This is a genomic window from Pseudomonas proteolytica, assembly GCF_007858275.1.
Lineage (GTDB): Bacteria > Pseudomonadota > Gammaproteobacteria > Pseudomonadales > Pseudomonadaceae > Aquipseudomonas > Aquipseudomonas proteolytica.
In genome coordinates this window covers 38,431-60,176 of sequence record NZ_VFEV01000042.1, presented here as the reverse complement: position 1 = coordinate 60,176, position 21,746 = coordinate 38,431, and the positions used below count along the sequence as shown (strand labels likewise).

Annotated in this window: 14 protein-coding genes; 9 read left to right on the top strand and 5 right to left on the bottom strand. The window is 55.0% G+C overall.

Going from position 1 to position 21,746, the window contains the following annotated elements:
* Together FIV38_RS24830 and FIV38_RS31025 are read left to right on the top strand one after the other, a co-directional pair.
* On the top strand, positions 1 to 97 hold a 97-nt coding region (locus FIV38_RS24830), incomplete at its 5' end, for a transposase domain-containing protein (protein ID WP_146492580.1).
* Between the two features lie 151 nt (positions 98 to 248).
* Complete coding sequence (locus tag FIV38_RS31025) at positions 249 to 374, top strand: SEC-C metal-binding domain-containing protein (RefSeq protein ID WP_082706825.1); 126 nt, start codon at positions 249 to 251, stop codon at positions 372 to 374.
* A gap of 118 nt (positions 375 to 492) precedes the next feature.
* Here the strand turns inward: FIV38_RS31025 and FIV38_RS24820 are convergent, their stop codons facing one another.
* Together FIV38_RS24820 and FIV38_RS24815 are read right to left on the bottom strand one after the other, a co-directional pair.
* Positions 493 to 1,896, bottom strand: coding sequence for a hypothetical protein (locus FIV38_RS24820; RefSeq protein ID WP_059764769.1), 1,404 nt, complete (start codon positions 1,894 to 1,896; stop codon positions 493 to 495).
* 294 nt (positions 1,897 to 2,190) lie between these two features.
* Entirely contained in the window at positions 2,191 to 6,156 is a 3,966-nt protein-coding gene (locus FIV38_RS24815) for a DUF4365 domain-containing protein (RefSeq protein ID WP_092234200.1), read from the bottom strand.
* Positions 6,157 to 6,433: 277 nt separating this feature from the next.
* On the opposite strand from FIV38_RS24815, the gene FIV38_RS24810 reads away from it, so the two are divergent.
* The 3 genes from FIV38_RS24810 (at position 6,434) to FIV38_RS24795 (ending at position 13,628) form a co-directional block, all read left to right on the top strand.
* The gene (locus tag FIV38_RS24810) at positions 6,434 to 9,310 is read left to right on the top strand and encodes an AAA family ATPase (RefSeq protein ID WP_092234203.1); all 2,877 of its coding nucleotides are present in this window, start codon (positions 6,434 to 6,436) and stop codon (positions 9,308 to 9,310) included.
* A gap of 1,056 nt (positions 9,311 to 10,366) precedes the next feature.
* Positions 10,367 to 11,164, top strand: a complete 798-nt coding sequence (locus FIV38_RS24800; protein ID WP_092234206.1) for a Hachiman antiphage defense system protein HamA — start codon at positions 10,367 to 10,369, stop codon at positions 11,162 to 11,164.
* 1 nt (position 11,165) lies between these two features.
* Positions 11,166 to 13,628, top strand: coding sequence for a DEAD/DEAH box helicase (locus tag FIV38_RS24795; protein ID WP_092234209.1), 2,463 nt, complete (start codon positions 11,166 to 11,168; stop codon positions 13,626 to 13,628).
* 770 nt (positions 13,629 to 14,398) lie between these two features.
* Here the strand turns inward: FIV38_RS24795 and FIV38_RS24785 are convergent.
* Entirely contained in the window at positions 14,399 to 14,872 is a 474-nt protein-coding gene (locus tag FIV38_RS24785; protein ID WP_059764771.1) for a helix-turn-helix domain-containing protein, read from the bottom strand.
* A gap of 208 nt (positions 14,873 to 15,080) precedes the next feature.
* On the opposite strand from FIV38_RS24785, the gene FIV38_RS24780 reads away from it, so the two are divergent.
* The 4 genes from FIV38_RS24780 (at position 15,081) to FIV38_RS24760 (ending at position 18,052) form a co-directional block, all read left to right on the top strand.
* Positions 15,081 to 15,818 carry a metallophosphoesterase gene (locus FIV38_RS24780; protein WP_092234212.1) on the top strand — a complete coding sequence of 246 codons (738 nt, stop codon included), beginning with the start codon at positions 15,081 to 15,083 and terminating at the stop codon, positions 15,816 to 15,818.
* 492 nt (positions 15,819 to 16,310) lie between these two features.
* Positions 16,311 to 16,700 carry a DUF6957 family protein gene (locus tag FIV38_RS24770; protein WP_059764609.1) on the top strand — a complete coding sequence of 130 codons (390 nt, stop codon included), beginning with the start codon at positions 16,311 to 16,313 and terminating at the stop codon, positions 16,698 to 16,700.
* A gap of 23 nt (positions 16,701 to 16,723) precedes the next feature.
* The gene (locus FIV38_RS24765) at positions 16,724 to 16,990 is read left to right on the top strand and encodes an antitoxin Xre/MbcA/ParS toxin-binding domain-containing protein (RefSeq protein ID WP_082706826.1); all 267 of its coding nucleotides are present in this window, start codon (positions 16,724 to 16,726) and stop codon (positions 16,988 to 16,990) included.
* Between the two features lie 192 nt (positions 16,991 to 17,182).
* Positions 17,183 to 18,052: a restriction endonuclease gene (locus tag FIV38_RS24760; protein ID WP_016980395.1), complete on the top strand. Its 870-nt coding sequence runs from the start codon at positions 17,183 to 17,185 to the stop codon at positions 18,050 to 18,052.
* Positions 18,053 to 18,359: 307 nt separating this feature from the next.
* Here FIV38_RS24760 and FIV38_RS24755 read toward each other — a convergent pair whose 3' ends face one another.
* Both FIV38_RS24755 and FIV38_RS24750 read right to left on the bottom strand, forming a co-directional pair.
* Positions 18,360 to 19,778 (bottom strand): UvrD-helicase domain-containing protein, encoded by a 1,419-nt coding sequence (locus FIV38_RS24755; RefSeq protein WP_092234215.1) that lies wholly within the window; start codon positions 19,776 to 19,778, stop codon positions 18,360 to 18,362.
* Positions 19,768 to 21,498 (bottom strand): ATP-dependent nuclease, encoded by a 1,731-nt coding sequence (locus FIV38_RS24750; protein WP_059764612.1) that lies wholly within the window; start codon positions 21,496 to 21,498, stop codon positions 19,768 to 19,770. The genes FIV38_RS24755 and FIV38_RS24750 overlap by 11 nt, the downstream gene beginning before the upstream one ends.
* Positions 21,499 to 21,746 lie beyond the last annotated feature (248 nt).

Genomic DNA, 21,746 nt, shown 5'->3' with positions numbered 1-21,746 from the left:
TCCGTATGCCTACTTGAAGGACGTCCTCACGCGTCTGCCGACGCAGCGGGCGAGTGAAATTGAGGAGTTGCTGCCGCATAGGTGGCAGCCGGTTTAGTTACGCAAGGGGTGATGCCCGGACGCATACCTTCATTCTTGTCCAGCCCACGACGGGCCTCATCGAACTCGATCTTCTTTATGCGCAGCTCAATCTCACTCTCCCGATTGTGACCATTGTTGAAGTCGGTAAACGCCAGGGATATCACGCAATGGCCATCCATGGCGGAACGACTGAACCGAAACTTCGTAGTGGTCAACTGATCCCAAGGAAATGCGGGCGCAACGAACTCTGTCCCTGCGGAAGCGGTGTTAAGTACAAAAACTGCTGTCTCTAAACTGCGCGTAGCGTCGTCATGCTGAGGCCTGAATGCAGATCAACGTGGGCAGCCTCCCATCATCAGAACGGCCCGCCCTGTGTACAGCAATGCCCTGGGGCGGGCTCCGGAGCGGCATTTACATTGGTTTTTGCCACTCAGAGGTCGCGTGACGGTACCGGGGGTTTTGAACCTTCGGACTGCCGAATTTTTCTTTGTCGATAACGAAAGATTTGGCCATGAGGTCTCGAACACCACCGAGGCGCTCCATAGACGTCAGCTCTGCCGTGATGTCCTTTACGACGGTCGTGAACGCCTTGGTCGACTGCGACTTCATGAACTCAGGGGTGGACAGGGCAAACTCGCGATCCGGTAAGCCCGGAATGCCGGCCCATCCAGTCATGGTGTTAACCGCTTTGATCAGGAAGCTTCCTTGGATGCCTTGGGCAGAGGGCACGCCGTATTTGCGTTTCAGGTCGCCGCAAATCTTGTCAACATCGCCTACCAATTTGGTGACCAACCTGTTGCCGTCACCGATGCCCTTTTCATCGAACGCGACCCGTATTTCCTTCAGAGTCTGTCGGATGGTGACGAAATGGTCTTCGTTGCGAATCTGCTTGGCAGCCATGATCGCGTTCGGCACGCTGCCGGAGACCTGGGTCATCCAGGCTGAGAAAAGCGGCAGGTCAAGAGCTACAGTCTGCGCACCCCCGTGAGATTTGATTTCAGCGATGCTCGTCTGTGTTTTGCTGGAGAGGTTGGCCAGGAGGCGAGCCGTGAAGTCGTGACCGAAGAAGCCGCTTTTTTTCAGCCAGTGCAACTGATAGGCATGGCGTATCGGATGAATAAATGAGTCGGCCTTAAGGTGCTTAGCTGCCATGGAATAGTAGATGGACTTGTAGGCCAGCCAGTTCAGGGAAGCGATGAACATCTCCAGCTGCTTTGTGGCGCCGCCGAAATCTTCGGGCTTCTTCCTGGCAAAGTCTTGCTCGGTGAAGACGTGGCCATCGGAGCCTACGAGTTTCACTTCTTGCGACCAGCGTCCACGTGTGTCGCCCACGTCTGCCAATTCGGCAAAGATTGCAGCGCTCAAGGCGCTGTACTTGCCATAGGCATCAGTGGCTTGGTGCCCGAGCATTCTCATGGTCAGGTAGTACACGCTGGAAGATTTATCCCAGGTGCAGACCATGTTCATTTTCAGCTGCTCCAGGAGACCTGCGAAGTCCTCATCGACGAACTCACCTCCGCGAATCTCGGGGCGGATCAGCGCGGCTTCCCGTTGTGCAACCTCGTCGACCGTCTGCAGTTCGAACTGGGTTGGGTCAACGAAGCGCAGGTACGGGAACTGCTTTTTCCGCGCTTCCCGGTGCTGAGGCTTGTAGTTGTCGATGCACAACAGGTCATCGTAGAAAAGAATGCCCTGGAGGAAATTCTCTACAGCGCACAGGTCTCCATTGATCGTGTCGGTGTTTTGTACCGTGACAGCTCCAGTGGCACGCTGGACAGCTGTGAGGGTGGCATTGTCTATAAGTGCGTAGGTCATGAGCTCGTTGCCCTGTCGTGTTGTGGGTACGATGATAACCACTCCTGGCCAGAAACTGAGCAGGCCGAAAAGCATCGGTGGCCGTTTCTATCACAAGGTTGATTCGCGCCAACTAGCGGATGTTGAGCGGGGGGGGGGGCTCGTCGGCCCGTCATGCGGATGATTTCGCTCCGGCGGTCAAGAGAGCGTTTCGAGAAGCGCGTGAGGGTATCTGCTCCAACCCTAACTGCGACGCGTCCAGCGTCGACCATACTTAGGCCACATAGCGCTGCGTCCAGCGCCTGCGGCCCGCACTCATCGCCCGAATTTGGGGCTTTGCGCCGCTATTCGTGCTGTGGTGTAAGCGTTGGCGAACTCTGACTGGTCAATCGTGCCCTCCGTTAGGCTCTCATTGAGCTCGGTGAAGATTCGCAACCCTTCGCCAGCCGCTACAGATTCCAACTGAGCACATTTCGAACCTAGCAACCGGATGGAAACCTTCTCAAGACGCTCGTCCATTTGGTCTCCATGGTGAGACTCGACCAACAGCCTGTAAACCGCCCAGAGTCGTTTGGCACAAGCCTTCGGCAAATGACCCATGAGTGCGGCGGTGATGATCAAAAGGACTATGGTCTCAAGGGCCTGATCAGGGGCATCATTTTTCATAGCTGCTTTGACATGCCAGTGTCGCATCAGCGCAGCTAGTCCAGTCTCAGGAAGCTGAGCCTGCTCCACTAGTGCATGCAACGCCGATGCTGCATGCCCCAGCGATTTTTCAAAGGGTACTCGATAATCCCAGAGCGCCGAGATCACTGAAATGAGCCTAGGTTCAGCGTCGAGGATTTCTACGGCTTGACGTACGGTTCGTGCAGTATAGGCAGCCGGGGGGAGCAGCCGGACAATTTCGGATAGCTGTACGATTACCCCGACCCGCCATTCGCACAGCTGCGCAATTTTGCCGGCTTTTTCAATAGGGGAGAGCTGCCCAACCTCTGTCATTGCGGTCAGGACATCAAGCGTGCAGAAACCGTCGACCTCGGAACCTGCAGCACAAAATATCCGCAGCGATTCGTCATCAGAATAGAGCCGGTACCGTTCCGGCTCTTTGCCAAGTATCTCCACGATTTCACTGTTGCTGCGCCCAATGACTCTGGCGGGCGATGCCTCGCTTGCCACCTCTGGAGGGGAGGGCTGAAGGATCGAGGCGAGATGGGGTTTCAAAGCGTTCTGTAGCTCCAAGCATTTGCTTCGCTTTGGGCTTCCAAACACGGGGTTCGTGAACTCGGCAAGCTCCTCCATCGTGGCCTTGGCCACCGCAATTTGACCGAAGAAAGTAATGACGGCGTCGATCAGCCCCAAGTCGTTAAGGACTAACAGTGCTGTCCAATCCAGCAAAGGCACTCGCTTGCGCAGGTCATCGGCACCGGTCGGCTGCCAACCTGTATCGTTGACCATTGCCAAGTGATACTGGCGATCATCCCGGCTGGACACCTTGGCAATTTCCCACAGGTGCACGATATCGCAAACGTAAGACAGCACCAGTCGTGGGCGCCACGAGAAAGGAACGGTATTCAATCCCTGCTGTAGGGAGCGCTCTAGCCGCTTCTGGAAGGCCTCTCTGTCGGGCGTCATTCCAGTCAGTGCTTTCAGGCTTTCCACCAACTCCGTGCCAGAGGCGCCCTCTCGGATTTCGCCTCTCCAGAGCATCCGGGAATTCGGGAAATTCCTGAAGAATGCATCAGCGCGTGTGCGGAACTGCTCTCTATCCCTGGCAAGGTCGATGTCACTGCGTCCACCCAGAGTGCCGCTCAGGTGCATCATCAAGTAGGTGCCTTCCTGGCTCTCTACACTCTGATCCACCAGCTCGCCCGCTCGCAGGGCCAGCTCCAGTAGCCGTTCGCTCGTTGGGTCGGAAAACTGAATGAGAAAGAACAGTAACTTAACGAACTCCAATTGTTCCCCTTTGGATCTCGCAGTTTCGAGCGCTCTTTCCGCTGCCTCCACGGCGTCATCGACGTAGCCGCAACGCGTGGCAATCGTCGCATAGGTGTTCAGTGCCAGTGGATCGTCAGATCCTGTGGCTACAATTTTCAACAACCGATCGCGGGCCTTTTCCGTTTCGCCCAGGTGATCAAGTGCCAATGCCTCGAAGGCTCCCATTCGATCGCCAGGCTCAACGCGAACTCGATTGCTTTGACACAGCTCTACGATGCCTTGCCAATCTCTCAAGGTCACCAAGGCCAGCCCAAGCCGCACAGCCACCGCAGGCGAGAGGACATAGTGCTCAGTGATCCTTTCGGAGAGTCGAACACACGCCTGCGCGCTCTGCGGGTCGGTAGGGTCAAGCTCGTGGATGAGGGTGAGTGCAATACTGACGGGCCGATCCAGTTCTTCATACCTGGCCTGCAGCGTCCTCAACGCCTCATCCTTGGCCAACCTGCTCATCTCCAACTGGAGATAAAATTGTGCGAGGGCGGCTTCGGGGGCCAGAGCAGGATCTGCTTCGAGCAGCCCCATCCACTGGTTCACGAGGCCGGTCTGAACTGATTTGTGCGCCGAAATAGACGCTGCGGTGACAGCCGCCCCAAACAGGGGGTGGCTGCGATCCACGTCACCGACGTATGCGCCAAAGCCTTGATAGCACGCCCGAAATTTACGGGTTTCATAGAGCAGAAGCGTGCCCCAGAACTGCTTGTCAGGTGAGTCGGGCAACTGATCATTTGCCGACAATGCGAGGGTGAAGTCCGCCAATTGACCCGCAATGCCCCGCAAGACCTCATGGATATGGGGCAAGTCAGGGCGCTTCTGCGCTGCATCCTTCAGGTCTGCAAGTATCGACTCTGCCTTGCCAAGGGCCGACGCTGTGGCCCCCCAGATGTCGACGAGCTGCTCTATGTTGGAGCCCCAGCCAGATGCCTTTATGGACAGGACAGCATCGTTAATCGCAACCCAAGCTTCCTCAAGCTTTTGAAGGTCTACACCCGGAAGACCTGCGGGTGGGATAGATTCACGTCGCGGCGTAGTGGCGGTGGCCACTGCGAGGGAAAATTTGGCTCGGGCCCTAAGCAACAGCAACAGTTCACGAATGTCATCGGACGCGTCACAGGCTTCAAGGCCCGCCTCGCAGTCCGTCAGGGCATTTGCCGGTTCTTCAGACAGCCAATGTGCAAACGCTCTGGCGAAAGACCGTTGAGGTTCCGCAAGCAAATTCGCCTGCTCAACGGCCAACTCGTAATGCCCTTGCACGGCATGCAGCCGGGAGCGAATGGCAATGATGGCTGGATCTGCACCCTCCAGTAAATCATGTAGCTCTGCAAGTGAGTCGCTATCGTTCTCGAATCGGATGCGGATCTCCGCTTCCACCTGGGCTGCTCGGAACTTGGGGAGCGGCGTTACCTCATACGCGTTCTGGTAGGAAGAGACTGCCGCTCTGTTATCTCCCGTTTGAACCTGCCAGTTGCCACGTAGGCGCCAATATTCTGCGCGCTCAAGGGTGGCCGACCCTTCGAGTTTTGGCTCTGCCTCATCTAGCTGGATCTTCGCTCGATCCAGCGCGGTGACCTGTAGATCTGCCTTGGCCTGAGTCAAGTTCCAGGCAAGCGTGCCGCGAGCTGGGTTGACCCAGTAGTCTTCCGTTGGGCCTGCCAAGGCGTTCATCAGTGCGGAGCCTCGTGCAGCCACGCCTTTTACCACGCCCTGAACCAGGGTTAAGCGGTCATCTGCTTGCATCCCTGGGTGTGTTTGCTCTGCGCGCTCACTCAGGATATGCCCCATGCGAGACAGTTCGTTCTGGTGGCGAATGTCCTCCGAGAGATCCGTAGCTATTTTTAGTACGTTCTTTGTGGGCGCACGAAGGGTGACGGATTTGCGTTCAGCGGACAGATCGTCGACCGAGATGCGATTCAGCTCATCCCTGAGCCAAACATAGTAAAGGGGGCAGTCGACAGGATCTTCGTTCACCGATAGGTCGCAGATCACCAGAAGTACCGGTTCTACGGCTCGGGCGTAATAGCGGACAGTGGTGGCTTTCAGAGACACCGAAATGTATTCGCCATCCGCCGTCAGGTTCGGAGAGCGGGTGCCCTTAAGCTGGATACGGAAAATATCCGTCGCTTGTTGATTCGGCGTGGTCTGCACTTGGAAGTCATAGCCATAGTCGTCAGTCCCTTCCAGGCTTTGCACTCGCCAATTCTTGGGATGTCGAGCCATCAGGCAACGTGTTGCATCGGCATTGATGTCGTGCTGATCACCCGTCCCAGGTAGAGGCCCGTCAACTGGCATGGTGCTTCCTCGGTATTATCAAAAATGGGTGCTGGAGGCTTGAACGGCGTTTTGATGCAGCACTATTTGTCCTGAGTATACCGGGCGTCAAACCGGGTTTGGGATCAGACTATGGGATCAATATCTCTGTAACTGGGGCTGCGAGTCAGGTTGGGTGCATCCCCCATGTTGTATGAAACCGCCCAAGTTTTTCCGGACAGCGGCCCATCCACAACGCTCGGTAATGGCTTCCTGATGCCAGTCCGGTTACGCTGATGCGTACCAGGGAGGAGGCGCAATGAGTCAGTACCTTTTAAGTTTTGCCAGGCAGAACCTTGAGGGGCGTACTGATGCGTACCTGGTGCTTCTCTGGTGTATGTACCAGGCCAACCAAAGCAAGGGCCGCTACTCCGACCACATCAAGTCACACATCACCACTGCGTCGGATCAGTTGCTGGGTCGTAACTACCAGCGCGTCGCTGCTCGCTTCAAGAAAGTGCTCGATAAAAGGCCTGAACTGGATCGGATACCACCCTCGGGCTTGGGGGCGTTAGATCACCTGCGCGTCAGGAATTTCCGGGGCTTTGGCGAGTTTGGTGCCGACGACAAAGGCACGTTCATTCGATTCAGTAAGCTGAAAAACATTTTCTACGCGCCCAATGGCGGCGGCAAATCATCGCTCTGTGAAGCCATCGAAATTTGCACCACTGGGGACATCAAGGAAGCCGCCAGGCGCAAGACCAAGGTCAAGCAGTACATTGCACGAGGAGAAACCAAGCCCCAGCTCGCTCTCCTGGGAGCGAATAAGCTCAAAATTGCGCCCAGTATCAGTTGGTCGAGTTGCTTCATTGATCGCAATCGCCTTCAGGAGTTTTCGCTGCTGGGCTCGAAGGACACTGGTAGTGGCGAAAGTGATGTCTTGGCGACCTTGTTCGGCCTGGAAGAGCTTCAGGAAGTCATTTCCCGATTCGTGCGCCCTGACAGCTTTACGCTCAAGGCATTCATGCGTGCCGACCAGGCCGAGGCCCTGGCGAACCTTGAACGCGCACGAACAGAGCTTGGCCAAGTGCGGAGCAAGCACAGGGCAGACATCTACGCTGCGATTTCGCAAACCTGTCAGCTCTTGGGGCTGCGGGCCGATCAGGATTTCGAAATTCGTCCAAAGGTACAGCGGCTGCGCAAGACGATAGACATGCACATCCGTGGGGCCGAGCGACTGCGAGCGGCCAAAGCACCGGTGGTCATTCCCATCAAGCATGTTGCGCGTACGTCTGCCATCGCCAAGCGGTTGCTCAGCCGCAAAACGCAGATCGAGACACTGTTTCTGCAAAGGGCCAGTGACGTTAACTATCGCGCTGTTTTTGAAGCCTTGGAAGCTTTGGAAGCCACCGAACAGCCGTCTGAGCAGACCTGTCCCGCCTGTTTGACGCCCCTTGACCAAGTCACGGTGAACCCGTTTGAAAGGGCGCGTGATCAGATCAAGGCGCTCGGGGCTCTGGAGGCCCTGAAGCAATCCAAACAGAAAAATGATACTCAAGTTGTCCTCTGGGCTTCAAGGATCGCGACCGGGGTCAGTTCCGTGAAGGCCAATGCCTATGCCGATGTACCCTGCCCAGTGGCGATGGACGTATTGGAAGCGGTGCTCACAGAGTTCCATACGGCCACTGACCGCTCGACGGTGGCGGCGTCTGTCCTCAATGCTTTCATCGCGCTCTGTGCTGACAGTACAGCCCAGATCGAGGCCTATCTGCGTGCCTGCGAGCGCAGGCAACGGGAGGTTGATCAGGCGGAGGTTCAAGCGGCTCGTCTGGATGCGCTCATCGAACACCTCAAGCAGGTCGATGAGTCGCTGAAACGACAGTTTGACCTCAAAACCCAGGCGCTAACCGGGTTCACAGACGCCAATGACAGGATGTTTGCGCTGATAGGGCAGAGAACGGCTTTGCTCAACGACTCGGTGGATAACAGCCACTTCAACCAGTTGCTCAAGGATCTTGAGGCTGAATACCGAACGCTTTACGGCGACCTGTTGGACTACAAGCTGGAGCTTGAAAAAGCGCGCATTACAGGGATCGAAGCCAAGGCTGCCGAGTACTACCGAGCGATCAATAACCACGACGATGACCATGAGCAGATTGAGACGCTGGCCTTTGAAAAGCTTACGGAGAGCTACCGGATCAAGATCACCAACGTTGACGGCTCCCTGTTGGATGCGTTTGCTGTGCTCAGCGAAGGGCATCTGAGGGCACTGGGCTTGTCGATTCTCTTGGCGATGGCTGAGAAAAACAATTTTCCGCTCATCGTTTTTGATGACGTCGTCAACGCGATCGATACGGATCACCGATCCAACATCATCGACTTGTTTTTCAATGATGACTACCTGCGCCGGATCCAGATGGTGGTGACGACCCACGATCGCCTCTTCTGGGAGCGCTTCTGCATCATCGCTGATCGCCATCCTCAATCCGACCAGCACGCAAACCATGTGCTCAGCTATACGAACAAAGGCATCGTGGTCATTGATCACGCGGGTGGTTTTCAGAAAAAGGTGCACGTGGCGCTGTCGGTTTTCGACGTTCGACAGGCGTTGCTGTATTGCCGGATCTGGTTCGAGTCCATGGTGCTGGAGTTCTGCATTGAGAACGGCGTGCAGGTCACTGCGAACTTCAACAAGTCGCAGCTCAAGAAGAGCGTGTACCTGCAGGTTAGCCTGGAGCACACCTTCAAGCTGGTGGAGCCGTTCATTGACTACGACTTGTCGCACTTCAATTTCATCAAGAACGATCTGGTCAACTGGGGCGGCCAAAACCAGGAGCACCACGCCTTTGATGAAGGCAGCCTGAACTTCGTGCACTCCAAGACCAGTGGGGAGGTCTTGAAAATCTACGATGCCATCCGCTTCTTGGAATGCCAGCTTTTCACGGACAAAAAGAAGGAGTCCGGTGAGAGATACCTTGCTGAGGTCAATGAAAAGATCGAGAAGGCCCGCAGGAAGCTAGCAGGCCTCGCCAGAGCTCCTGAAGAGGTGCAAAAGGAACACCGGGCCGGGTTGAATGCGCTGGAAAAACGCGCCACTGAACTCACCCAAGAGCTTGAGTTTATTGAGCGCTGTATAGTGAGCGTGGCGGATCGTGAGCAAGCAGGGGAATTGTCAGCTCAGTTGCCGGCAACTTAGCGCCACATGTGGCAAGCCTCCGCTTGGATGAGCCCACCTAATCGACCTCAAGCCGATGTACCAGGGTAGGTGGATCACTATTCAGGGGTACTGCCTAGCTAATCGAAACAACAGCAGTGACCATCATCTATCCATAGAAGGTGCATCCGGGGCTCGGAACTGGGTTTGCAACTCAACTGAGTGCTATCGCCAGGGGGGGAACGGGTGGGGAGCGGTAACCTGATCGAATATCGCCTTGGCGACGTCGTACTTGATGAGGTGCTTGCCGTGTGGCGTTGAGCGGACAAACGCCCGAATCTCCGCAGGCCCAAAAGTAAAATGCCTAGGGAGTTTCAGGTGCCTTTTAGCTGAACCGTCAGCACTGTTGCACTGTTCACAAATTGTTATCGGTGCAAAGCTGCTGATTCGGCAGACCTCACCCGGCTGAGGCTTGATCCCGTATGGATCAGCGCCATGATCATGATGGGTATGAACCCCAACGGCCCAACCTTCCCGCTTGTCTGGTCTACTGGGAAAAAGCATTGTCCAGCGGAGTAACTCAAATTTCGTCCGGTCGCAGCACGGGCACTTCCATTGGTCACTCAAATTTGCGTACAAGTGTCTGCAGTGCGCCCCCTCAAAGGCGAGGTAGTCATTCCATCCAGGAATTCGCCTAGCATGGTTGCTCCTCAGCGTCTTTTCTCGGTTGAGGTTTCTGACCCGGGTATCGTCGCACGACAAGCATTGGCCATCGGCCAAGAACTCGGGTTTGCAGGCGCAAGTTCCAAGTGTCAAGGATAAGCCCTCGTAGTACCACATATGATCCAGATGGGACGGCGGGTGATAGCCGCCAAGCGATCATCGCTTGGCGCGGGTGCATCGGCAAGCCATGCATTGGAATAGTACGATCGTCTTGTCGCTCCCAAGCTCCTACGTAACGATATCTGGCAAATTTCACAGGGACGCAATTACCTGTTTACCTCTGCCTTAAAATCAGGATAGTTTGCATCGATGGGTGGCGTTTTGCCGCTATCGTCATGCAAAGGAATTACCAGAGATGACCCTCATGGATAGGTTATGGATGGTGTAAGTTTCAAGCAGGTTGATCAGTATGCGTTGTGCTGTGTCGAGCGTTTATCTGATGAGCTCAAGGATGCCCTTCGGGAAAATCTGACGCGGATATGCCATGGCGTTGACCAGGCGAGCCGTGACAGAGCTTTGTACAAGTACCCGGCAACCTTGCGTGCGTTTTGGGATCGATACTCCGGTAAAACACGCAAGACTCAGGTAGGGATGCTTGGAGAGCTCCTGTCCCACGTTGTGATCCTGAAGCTTTTCCCTGGCTTTGACGTTGTCTCTCCATTTTTCAACATGGAAGAGAAAAGCATACGCAAGGGCTTCGATCTGCTGCTCTATGAATCGTCAAGCAATGAGGTCTGGATCACTGAGGTGAAATCCGGTGGGATTAGGGTGGGCAAGACCCCATGTACTGCCACTCGTGATCTGCTCGCTAAGGCCCGCGATGATCTAAAGGGACGACTCGCGGAGCAGGAGATGAATCATTGGCAGAACGCGATCAACGCGGCCCGCAACTCCATCCACGCCAAGGCTGACTTCAGGGACTCCGTGCTGGAGATTCTAGAGCTTGAGGCTGACATGGCCGTGGGTCAATCGGCGACTGCAGCTGACAATAACGTCTTTCTGATATCGGCCCTGTTCAGTGACGTCTCCCAGCGCGTTGCAGAAAAAACCATCTCCAAGTTCACAACTGACCTAGCAAGCGAGTCTGCCTTCAAAACGCTGGTGGTGCTGTCGCTGCACAAGGGCACGCTGACGCGGTTGGAAGAATTTTTGAAAGCGGAATCGGGACACTGACATGAAAGAGCTGACAATCAGGAAGTTAGCCAACACGAAATTCAAAGACCTGTACTTCCGCCTCCTCAGCAAGGATGAGATGGAAGACTCGGAGGTCGTTAAGCTGCTGGCTATCGCAGTGCTGTTGCTTAACCATCAGACGCCGGAGATCAAGCGTCTGGGCTATCGGATCATCCTGTTTTACGGAAACCTCACTGGCCGATACGAAGCCCTCTACGATGTCGCGCTCCACCACGGCTTACATCCTGTATCTGCCGTGATCGGTAACGACTTTCCAGAGGACGACCACCGCAGCGACTCTTTCATCCGACAGATTGTAGGAAGCTACGTTGACACATTCCGCGATCAGGGCATTGTACTGACCGAGCAGCAGGAGGCACTGCGCACGTTCGTCCAGTCCGAATACGAGCACTCTTCCGTGGTAGTGGCCCCGACGTCGTATGGAAAGTCCGAGCTGATCATCAAGTCAGTGAACGATAACCCTCACAGTAAGATCCTGATCCTGGTGCCTTCCAAAGCGCTCCTAGCACAGACCAAGAAGCGCCTCATTTATGCCGATATTGAAGGTTTGGGGAAGGTGATCTCTCATCCTGAGATGTATGTTGAAGGCCGAAACGATCGAGCATTTGTGCTGACCCAGGAGCGCTTGAGCCGGCTGCTGAACGATCACCCCTTGCTAAGTTTCGACATGGTGTTTGTCGATGAGGCGCACAACCTTCTTCAGAATGACCGACGAAGCGAACTGCTGGCTACCATGCTGTGCATTCTGGGAGCGCGCAACCAAAAGACCTCGTTCAAGTTCCTCACTCCCTTTCTCTGTGACGAGCTCAACGTCAGGGTACGCTTTCTGGACATGATCCCTACGGGATTCAGGATTGATGAGTACATCAAGTCAGAGCGCTTTTACCTTCGAGATTTCAGGCCAAACAAGGGGGATGGAAAACTCAAACTGTACGACCATTTCCTCAATGTCTGGCTTGATATTGACGGCAAATACCAGAATTGCTTCGAGCTGATCCGACGCGAGTCGCTCAACAAGAACATCATCTATGGAAACAAGAAGAAGAGTATTGAGGCATTCGCTGTGGGGTTGGCTGCGACACTGAAGCCTGTTGATTGTCCCTTCATCGCGCGTGCATGCGACGAGCTGGAGGATGCTTTTGATAAGCGCTATCGCTTGATCTCGTGTCTCAGGAAAGGCGTCATGTATCACCATGGCTCTATCCCGGACACCATCCGCCTGTATCTTGAAAGTCTCTTCAGCGCTTCAAAGAAAATGAAATACCTGGTGTGTAATTCAACGTTACTGGAGGGCGTGAATCTACCCATCGAGCGGTTGTTTATCTTTGATTACACAAAAGGGCAAAGCAATCTCACGTCGTCCCAGTTCAAAAACCTGATTGGGCGGGTCAATCGTTTTAGCGAAGTATTTGCGCCTGAGGCGCAGGCTTCACTGAAGAAGCTGGAGTCCAGTATTTATCTGCTCGGAGTCGAGGGGTTCACCAGCAAGCGGGCAAATCTCCAAAGCTTTTACCAAAAGGCGGTGAACGTCTCGCAGGTTGACCAGGATAGCGTCGGTAATGTCATGCTTGAGGCCACGACCATCGTGGATGGCAAGATTTCGAAACTGTACAACGATGCGGTTGAACGCCTGGCAAATTTGCATCCGGGCTTGCTGGGGGATCGTCCTTGCCAATACGTGACGACCGAGCTTGGAAAGCTGATGATCGCCAATAGCATCAGTGAACTCGATGTTTTCAAGCATGAGGAACGTATTGATCGGCGGATCAAGAATTCGGTCAAGACGCTTGGGCAAATCAGCGACGTTGCACGACTGATGCGGGCTGTCCAGAAGCTCTTCATCGCAAACTTTGAAGATAGCCGAGAGCACCGTGATTTGCTACGTCTCAACGAGCTCCCTGCGCTTAAGTTCTACACCATGCTTCTGGATTGGAGGTTGAAGCGATACAGCCTCAAGAGAATGATCCGGCTCACCCTTCGGTACTGGAACAAGCTTGCCGAAGAAGGAGTCACCGACCACGTTTTTGTGGGCAAATGGGGCGACTCGACCTTCGGTGAGAGCGTGTACGAGAACTGGGTCAGGATCTCTCAGAAAGATGATGCCGAGCGCATCAACCTGGCTATCGTGCATTTGAAGGACGAAGAGGATTTCTTCGACAACCGGATCTTAAAGTTCGTGGAAGTGCTCAACGGTGTCGGTGCTTTGGAGGCTGGGTTCTACAAGCGGATCAAATATGGTACCGACGATGATCTCAGGATCAAGCTGATTCGGGACGGCTTCAGCCGTGGCCTGGCCGACCTCATGCTCGCAGATTATGCAGAAATGGTCAGGGTGGGATCGGATGGCGAAGTCCAAGTGGACTCGCGCATCGTCAGAAAAATGATGAGTGACGAGGTCAGCGATCTGATGATTTTTGAGGCGAAAATGAGCATTCGGGTTTGATCGTGACCGCTGGAATTAACAACGTGGCTTTGGCGGTGGCGAGCTCTCTAGGCTTTGCTCCAGCAGGCAATCGACCGCTTGGCCTGACTGTGGGTGAGTGACCCAGTACTCCCTACATGGTCAGACCATGAGCATAAGACCGGTGCCGGTTGCGCGAAGCCCCGTTGACCAACTCACGCCCTGGATCTGATGGCAGTGGTAGCCTACGACTTCAATTGAATTGGCGGTGGGTACCTCCGCCGATAGACGGGCCATCCGAAGAACGAGGGAGAAAGTTCGGAGATTTCGCTTGGCATATCGTTAAGAAATACGAGCTGGATGCCTGCTTCACTGAAAGTAGGCCGTGGGGGATTCAAGAAGGTAGCCACTACACCATGCGTCCCTGTGGCTTTGATCATGATCGGTCAGAGCCTGACCCCGAAGGTTTAAAGGCGATGCGCCGTGCATACAGAAAAATGACTGATTTACAGCGTGTGATGGTACTTACGCTGCTTCACCTCTACTCCCCTGGAAAGGACGACTTCTACTTGATAGGTGGCTGTCCTACCAAGATTTCTGCAGCTGAAGCGCTCGCAGTGTTGCGAGCAAATGGAACAGCGCTACGGGAGTGGGGACTGCTTGTAACTCATTACGCGGGCTGGTGATGCTGCCCACGTACCTGATTGGCGGCTTCTGGCATTCTCAAGCAGGAGGCTCTGCTATGCATGGGTGGAGTTAGATTGTGTCAAAGCCGCCCGCAAGACCACCTCAACTTTCCTTGAAGCCTCAGCTCACGACTCTGAGTGCCAGTACTGACTCACCGTCGATTTTGAAAGTCCAAGCAGCTGCCGGATTTCGGCTTGGGTCTTCCCCTCAGCCTTCAGCCGCCGCACCGCATTTTTGTTTTCGGAATTCGCCGGCTTGCCCTTGGATCGAGAAACAAGCTCCCCGTCTACGATCTGCTCTTGCAGCAGCGCCAGGCCACCAGCGGCCTTGAAACGATCCAATTCACTCTGGGCTGCGGCGATGGCGTCATCAGGTGTCTGACCGCGCTCAAGCGCTATGCACATCGCCATGAACGCAAGGAGGTCAAAATCCAAGGCCTTGGCCAAGGAGGAAAGCTTTTCGATGGTGAGCTTGGATTTGCCACGCTCGATTAGGCTTAGCGAGGTTCGGAAGGTCGACTCATTGAGCTCTTCGTAGCTCAAGCCGCGCTGCTGCCGTATGGCCCTAAGCGCTGCACCTATCTCGTTTTTCAGCGTCATGATCATCCGAAAAGTCAGGATAGAGCCATATCCTGGTGGTTCTGATAAATAGCGCAGGTTGTGCTTATAAGAACCTCTCGGCTATCATGGACTCTTTTGCAGCATGTTCCGGCGATGATCTTTGGTCGCACGTGATCCATCCCTGCGTCTGAGTTCGAGCAGAGTAGGGCTGTCAATTTACGATTAAATCGAATTAAGAGGCGGCGATATGCGGGTGTACATCCTCTCCGATTTGCACTTGGAATTCTCAGCGCTCCAGCTTCCACCATTTGCCCCAGGAAGCCTCGATCTTGTAGTGCTAGCTGGAGACATTCACAAATTGGATAAAGGTGTGCGGTGGGCTAATGAGACCTTCAGCTGCGACGTCCTCTATGTGATGGGCAATCACGAGTTTTACGCCGGCCATTTTGATAGGACGCTTCAGAAAGCCCGCGCCGCTGCGCAGAGTCATGTCCATGTGCTCGAAAACGAGTGCTACATAGCAGGCAGGATTCGGTTCTTGGGAACAAGCGGCTGGACAGATTTCAGCTCGACCGGCGATGTGATCGCTGCAACGAATATGGCGCGGTCGATGATGACTGACTACCGGGCGATACGCGCCGATCAAAACTATCGACGGCTGCGCCCGGACGACGTCGCCAGCAGGAATCACCAAGCGAAGCAATGGCTAACTGAAGAGCTGCAAAAGCCGTTCGCCGGCAAAACTGTCGTAATCACACATCATGCGCCCATTATCGAAGTCTGTGGTGGCGAGCACGAGGGCCACCTGAACGCTGCTTACTGCAATACATGGCACGCTCTAGTCCACCGAGCCGATGCATGGATTTTTGGCCATACCCACCATTCGACTGATGTTGAGCTATCAGGCTGCAGGCTGATCAGCAATCAACGAGGTTATCCGGAAGAAGAGTGTGGTTTCGATCTCGGGAAGATCGTGGAATTTTGAAGATACGGAGTGCGCTGTGTCGTACAGCTCGATAAATACAACACTGATATCTCATGTTCCCCCGGAAGTTGAGGCTGCAAAGGCCATCGCCTGGGGTGTGCTGATCGACGCGTTTCTGATGCACGCTGCTCAGGTGGGCTCTCGGTTCACAGGCTCTGTTTACTGCGATCGCTCAGGGGCAGCGCTGGACGGAATGACAGTGATAACACCACACGTAGTTCGGCTATCGCAGAAGCATGGCATGACGCTTCTTCGTAGCATTTCGGGTGCCGACCATTACGTGATTGTCACTCCATTCTCGATTACATCAACGGAAGCCCTGGACGCCTGAGGGAGAGGTATCAGCTAGATTCAATTCGACGAATATGGTGTCTATTTGATATCAATATCTCTTTGGGCGATTTGCCTGTTCGGGGTAAGGAACCCAGATCAGGACGAGCCTAGGCTGAAAGAGCCCAAGCTCCTAAAATCACGTCAAATCGGAGCTCCAGGATGAATGAAATAAAAGCGAGGTTGGCTGGGCCAGCGTTGCATATGCCAGGTGTTAAGCTGGACGTTGAGGATGCGATTGAGCAGGTGAAGGAGCGTTATCCAGGCCGTAGTCACTGCGTTGTCAGTGATTGGGTTTGGCTCGATCTTGCTGCACCTGAGGAGGTGCTGCAGGGGATTCGGGCGCAAGGACAGCAGCCGGTGATGATCCTGGCATTCAACGCGCTCTACGACAGCCTCGACTCAGATATCAGCGAGAGCTGGGTGCGCACCCAGCCCATGGTTGAATTCAGTGACTCGAAGTTTTTTGTGACGGCGCACACCGTCTACGTCCTCGTCGGGGACGGACAGCGTCGGCGGATGCAGCTGTCCACAGTGCTAAAGGTGTTTTGATACAGGCTCCATGAGGCTGAACCATGAGTGATTCGAGAACTATTGCGCCATGCACGTGCTCGCCAGTCGCGTGCTGGAGCGCTGAGCATCGTTGCTTCGTGGGCCGATACGAGCAAATTCTTTCGGTCGCGGAAGGAGTGTTCGGAGATCGTGACAAAGCTCAACGCTGGATTGGAAGGTCGGTGGTTGGACTGGGCCACCGGACACCTTGCACACTGCTATATACCCCCACGGGATACTCAGATGCTGCTGATATGCTCATGCGAATTGATCACGGCATCTGCTTTTAACTCCTGCAGGCTTCTCGGTCGCCCAGTACGAACCCATTTACACCCATTTTTTGCGTCCTTCGGTTGCCACGGCACCTAGAATTTTTGGATGAATTCTCCAGCCGCTTACCTAAGTCCTGAAGGCTTGCCCGTTGGGTCTTTCACTGCGATGTCGTATGCTCGGTTTGCTGTGCTTGATCAAGGACGGGTGGCATGCCGAAGATAAAACCGTTGGACATGAAGCTCTTGGATCTTCTCTTCGAAATGGAGGGGGGATACGTTTTGGACTTCTCAAATCCTACATTCAGCCGATTCTTCTTCGAGGAGCTGGAGATCGATATAGATGATCCTCTCTTCACTGCCGATGGTACGTCCAAGGCCCGACGTCTTCGTAGTTTCCTCAGGCTCGCAGATACTCAGACGAGTGTCCGAGCTCTGAAAGCGCTGTGGGCACATCGGCAGAGCCTTCTCATCCACCAGGCAAAGGATGAGCCAGTTGCGAATGCCGAAGGGCGTTTTTTAACGCTGATTCAGAATCTGGAATCTGGCACCGCAGGTAGTGTTGCTGGCGACCCATTTGCTGCAGTTCGCAAGGTCAGCATTGATCAAGCAGCTGCGCTCAAGCAGAAACTGCTGGCTATCCATAAGCTGCAGCCCCAAGCGCGCGGATATGCGTTCGAGACGTTCCTGCAGGAACTGTTTGAGATTTCGAACCTTCAGCCTCGGGCCCCGTTTCGGAACACTGGTGAGCAAATCGACGGCAGCTTTCTCTGTCGAGGTGAAATCTACCTAGTCGAAGCAAAATGGGTGAGTACGCCTGTGGGTGTCGGTGAGCTCCATATCCTGCAAGGTAAGGTCGTTGATAAGGCTGCCTGGACACGCGGCGTGTTCATAAGCTATTACGGATTTTCCGATGTTGGGCTAAAGGCCTTCGGTCGAGGAAAAAGCCTGGTGTGTATTTCCGGCAAAGATATTCATGATGCTCTAGAAAAGCAGATACCTTTCACAGACGTCATCGACCGTAAGGTAAGAGCTGCTGCCGAGACGGGATCAGTCTTCGTCGAAGTGAAGAACCTGTTCTAGACCTTGGGGCATGTAGGCTTAGGGATAGTAGGTGGCGCGGACAAAAGCCCTCACGACAGTGAATTCGCGCGAGCTCTGAGTGATGATGAGTTCGCGGCGATGCTGAAAGAGTTCGATTCTGTCGGCGAGTGGATGAGTGAACAGGTGGCGTTGAATCGTGCAGCTTCGACCCCTGACGTATTGAACCAGTCGAGGGTGGATGCGGCAGTCGGCGGCACAGAGTCGTGATGCCATCAATGACTATGACGGTCATGTCGAAGGTGATGGCATGAAGCATTTCTGACTCTCAGCCGGCGTCCACTTTGACCTATCTCCGGTGACCGATGAATTGGTTTTGACTGCAGATGACGAGCCGTCTAGCGCCTCTGGTCATTGCAACGTACAGATTCCTGGCATTCATTTCCTCTGGCTCCAAAATCACCGCAACATCTGCTTCCAGGCCCTTCAGCAGCAGAGTGCTGCCGACTGCCCTACGAGATAGAGGTCGGCCTTGGAGTCGATTGCGCTCTCGGATCTGGATGGCGGCTTCATGGAGTGTGTGAGTTCTGGACGCTGCGATCCGGAGCGCGGCGATACAGCAGCGAAGAATTTCAGGTCGATAGACGCGGCAATCCTGCTGCTCGGAAAGTATCTGCAAGAGGTCTATCACCCTTGGATAGGTTGGCTCTGCCAGGAAGCTTACGGCCACGGACTCTGCGACTGTTGGCGGGGTGCGGTTGCGAGCATTGCGAATCGTCTCGACTCGTGTGAGGAAGGGAGTAACGCCGACACCGGTCATCACGCTCCCGGCGAAGTTTGCTATGTGAGTCAGTGCCATTGGCCCCGCCAGTTGGAAATTCTGGGCAAAGGTAATGAGGTCGGGGAGATCCACAGCCTCAACTGTGGTCGCACCGGGTGTTTGGCTGGTCAGACGCTGTCGGCCAGTGACGTTTCTCGAATCGCCGATAATGAGCGCGGACTCTCCTTGGCCCAGGGGCGTCATGGCAGCGGCTCGCCGCTGCGCGTCGGCGGTTGCTGCCTGAATCTGCACGCATTGAACTTCAGGAGGCACTGCGGCGAGGTCAATGGGCTGGCCAGCTTCCAGTAGCCGTCTCGCGTGTAGCAACCACTGTCCCAGGTTTTCTGCGCCTGCCAGTCGCCATCGCCAAGGCGTACCCAGGGCTCCAATAGCGGGAAATTCCGGAAGAACCTCCGCGTTCCAGTCGACCAACCTGTTTTGGGCGATGTCGAAGATCGACTGCATTGGGTCGCCCATGACATACGTGGGCAACGTGGCGGCCAGGCAGGTGACGATGGCGTGCTGCACTCGATTGCAATCTTGATACTCGTCGACAAGGACGCGCGAATAGGTCGATTGCAGTACTTGATCAAGATGCCTGGCCCTCAACAGCGCGAGGGCAGCTGCACGGATGGCGGGGTAGTCATTGGCGCGGTTCGTCAGCAGCATGATTGCCGGGTCGTGGCCACTCCTGCCTGGGAACATGCTGATCAGCTTCATGGTGAACCCATCAAGCGTGGCAATTCGGAATGAGGTCGGTGCCACCCTGGCCCGAGCCATCCGGGCGCGAAGGGCTGTGACCCCGGCGTTGGTATGGGTGAGGATCAGAATGGGCCTGGGGCCGTTGTGCTGAGCCAACGTGTCGGCGATCAGCTGGGTCTTACCGCAGCCTGCAGGCGCAGTGATGGATCCCCTAGGAAAGTCGAACAGAGCGATCTCAGGCGGCATGTATCCAGCCCTCGATCCAGTTGATGGTCGCTTGGAGGCTTTGGTGAGAAGCGCTCAGTTCAGGGCCGATGATGGTCTTGGCAATGAACTCGTACGTTGTCACCGATTTGAACCAGCCATTGTTGCGGATGCGGGACGCCAGGCCCAATGCTGCTCGCGTAGGTGGGGCATAGGGGATACCTTGTTCCCGAAATCCTTGTATTGCGTCAAGATTCAAAGTGTTCTGAGATCGATCTCGTATGTGGCTAGCCACTAGGTCTCGTTCCCGGACTTCGATAGCTAGTGCAATCAGCCTGTCGACCGCCGCATCCGGCAGGCTTGCGAACAGCTCATCTTCCAGGGCTCTACCCTGACCCCAGGTAGCGGACTGCCCACCTGCCGCAAGGAACGCGTTTTGGATTTCTGCGTTGACGGGCTTGTCCGCATCGATAATGACGAGTACTTGGTAGCCAAGGCTGAGCAGTGCGGAGCCACGTTGGTAGGCCCTGTCGGGGCTGCCTCCGTTGACGTTGACATATGCTCCACCAAGGGCCAGGAAAGAGGGATGACCCAAGGTGCCCCAGTGCTGATCCAGGCCACGCATAAGTCCCACTTCGCTGGCTCCCTCGCATACCACCACGCGCTTGGCCAAAAAAGCCTCAGGGTCTGCTCGAAGTGTGCTTTGAACGTCATCGGTGATACCGGCCTGGCGTACCTCATGGCGATCAGCAAGTGAACGAACCACGAAGAGTTGATGACCTGAAAGTTCTCGCAGCGCTACTGGGGAATGGGTGGTCAAAAACACCTGAAGTGGCTCTGGAACGTTCTTGGCGCCAAGAGAATCCATGAATCTGATCAACCGGTGCGGCTCCAGGCCGAACTCCACCTCGTCCACCAAAGCGATTGAAGCTGCCTGGGCTGCTTGGCGCTGCAACCCAGCGATGAGTAAGCGGGATGAACCTGTGCCCAAGGATCGCAAAGGAATGCCCTGCTCGTTGTGCAAGGCGATAGCGCCATCACCAATCGAAACAGCATGTGCGTCGAGTAGAGCCTGCGCGAATGCGCCCACAGGAACTCCGAGATTCGTGGCAGTCTGAGTCACGATTTGAAGTGGTTCTCGGAGCTGTGCGCCGGCTTGAGCGCCGAAGCTCAGGCGGGCGTCTCGCGCTGCTGCCGCCAACGCTCCGCCCAGGTCGGGCCGGTCTTCAGTAAGTCGGTTGAGGATGGAGTTGCGACTCCACGACAAATTGATGTTGGCATAGCTGCCGATGCGAGCAGGAGAGATGCGAGCACGGTCTTTCCAGGCAAGGTTACGTTCAATCCCCTGCTGCTGCGCCCGCTCGGAGTAGAGCTGCCAGAGGGGTTCAAGGTCGCTCTCTACCCTCAGCGTTAAGGTCAGGACTGTCTCAATGCCAAAGCGCGGTTCGTCTTCCAGTGTTTGATTGGCGAGGTCGAAGCCTCGAAGGAAATCCCCGTAGCTGTCCAGGTTGATCAAGTCGTCGGGCAGATCGCCTAGGGTCGCCATGATCTGGATCGGGCGTGTGACATCCAGTCGATAGAAATCAGTGTCACCAAACGATGCGTTGCGCCGGGCACCCAGACAGAGGTCGATAGCATCGAGAATGCTGGACTTCCCGCTGTCGCCAGGGCCAACCAGGCAATTGAATCCTGGAGCAGGACTCCAGTCCAGGCTTTGAATTGAACGGAAATTTTCGATCTGAATCCGACGAATCCTTGCCATACACTGCTTTCCTGGATGCTGAGCAGCCCGATGCCGCTCCGCTCTGAATAATAGCCAGATTTTGAGTGGCTGCAGTGCGACAGCATGGCTCGCAGCATGCCGGTGAAGGTTAAGCCTGGGGATTAACATTTGGCTGTAAACCATTTTTTTGTACTGTTAACTACTAAGGTTTACAGTGCAAAAAAATGGTTTACAGTCGATGTTTGCTGGTGTTCATGATCCTAATCGTGCCCGTTATCTTCGGTCGC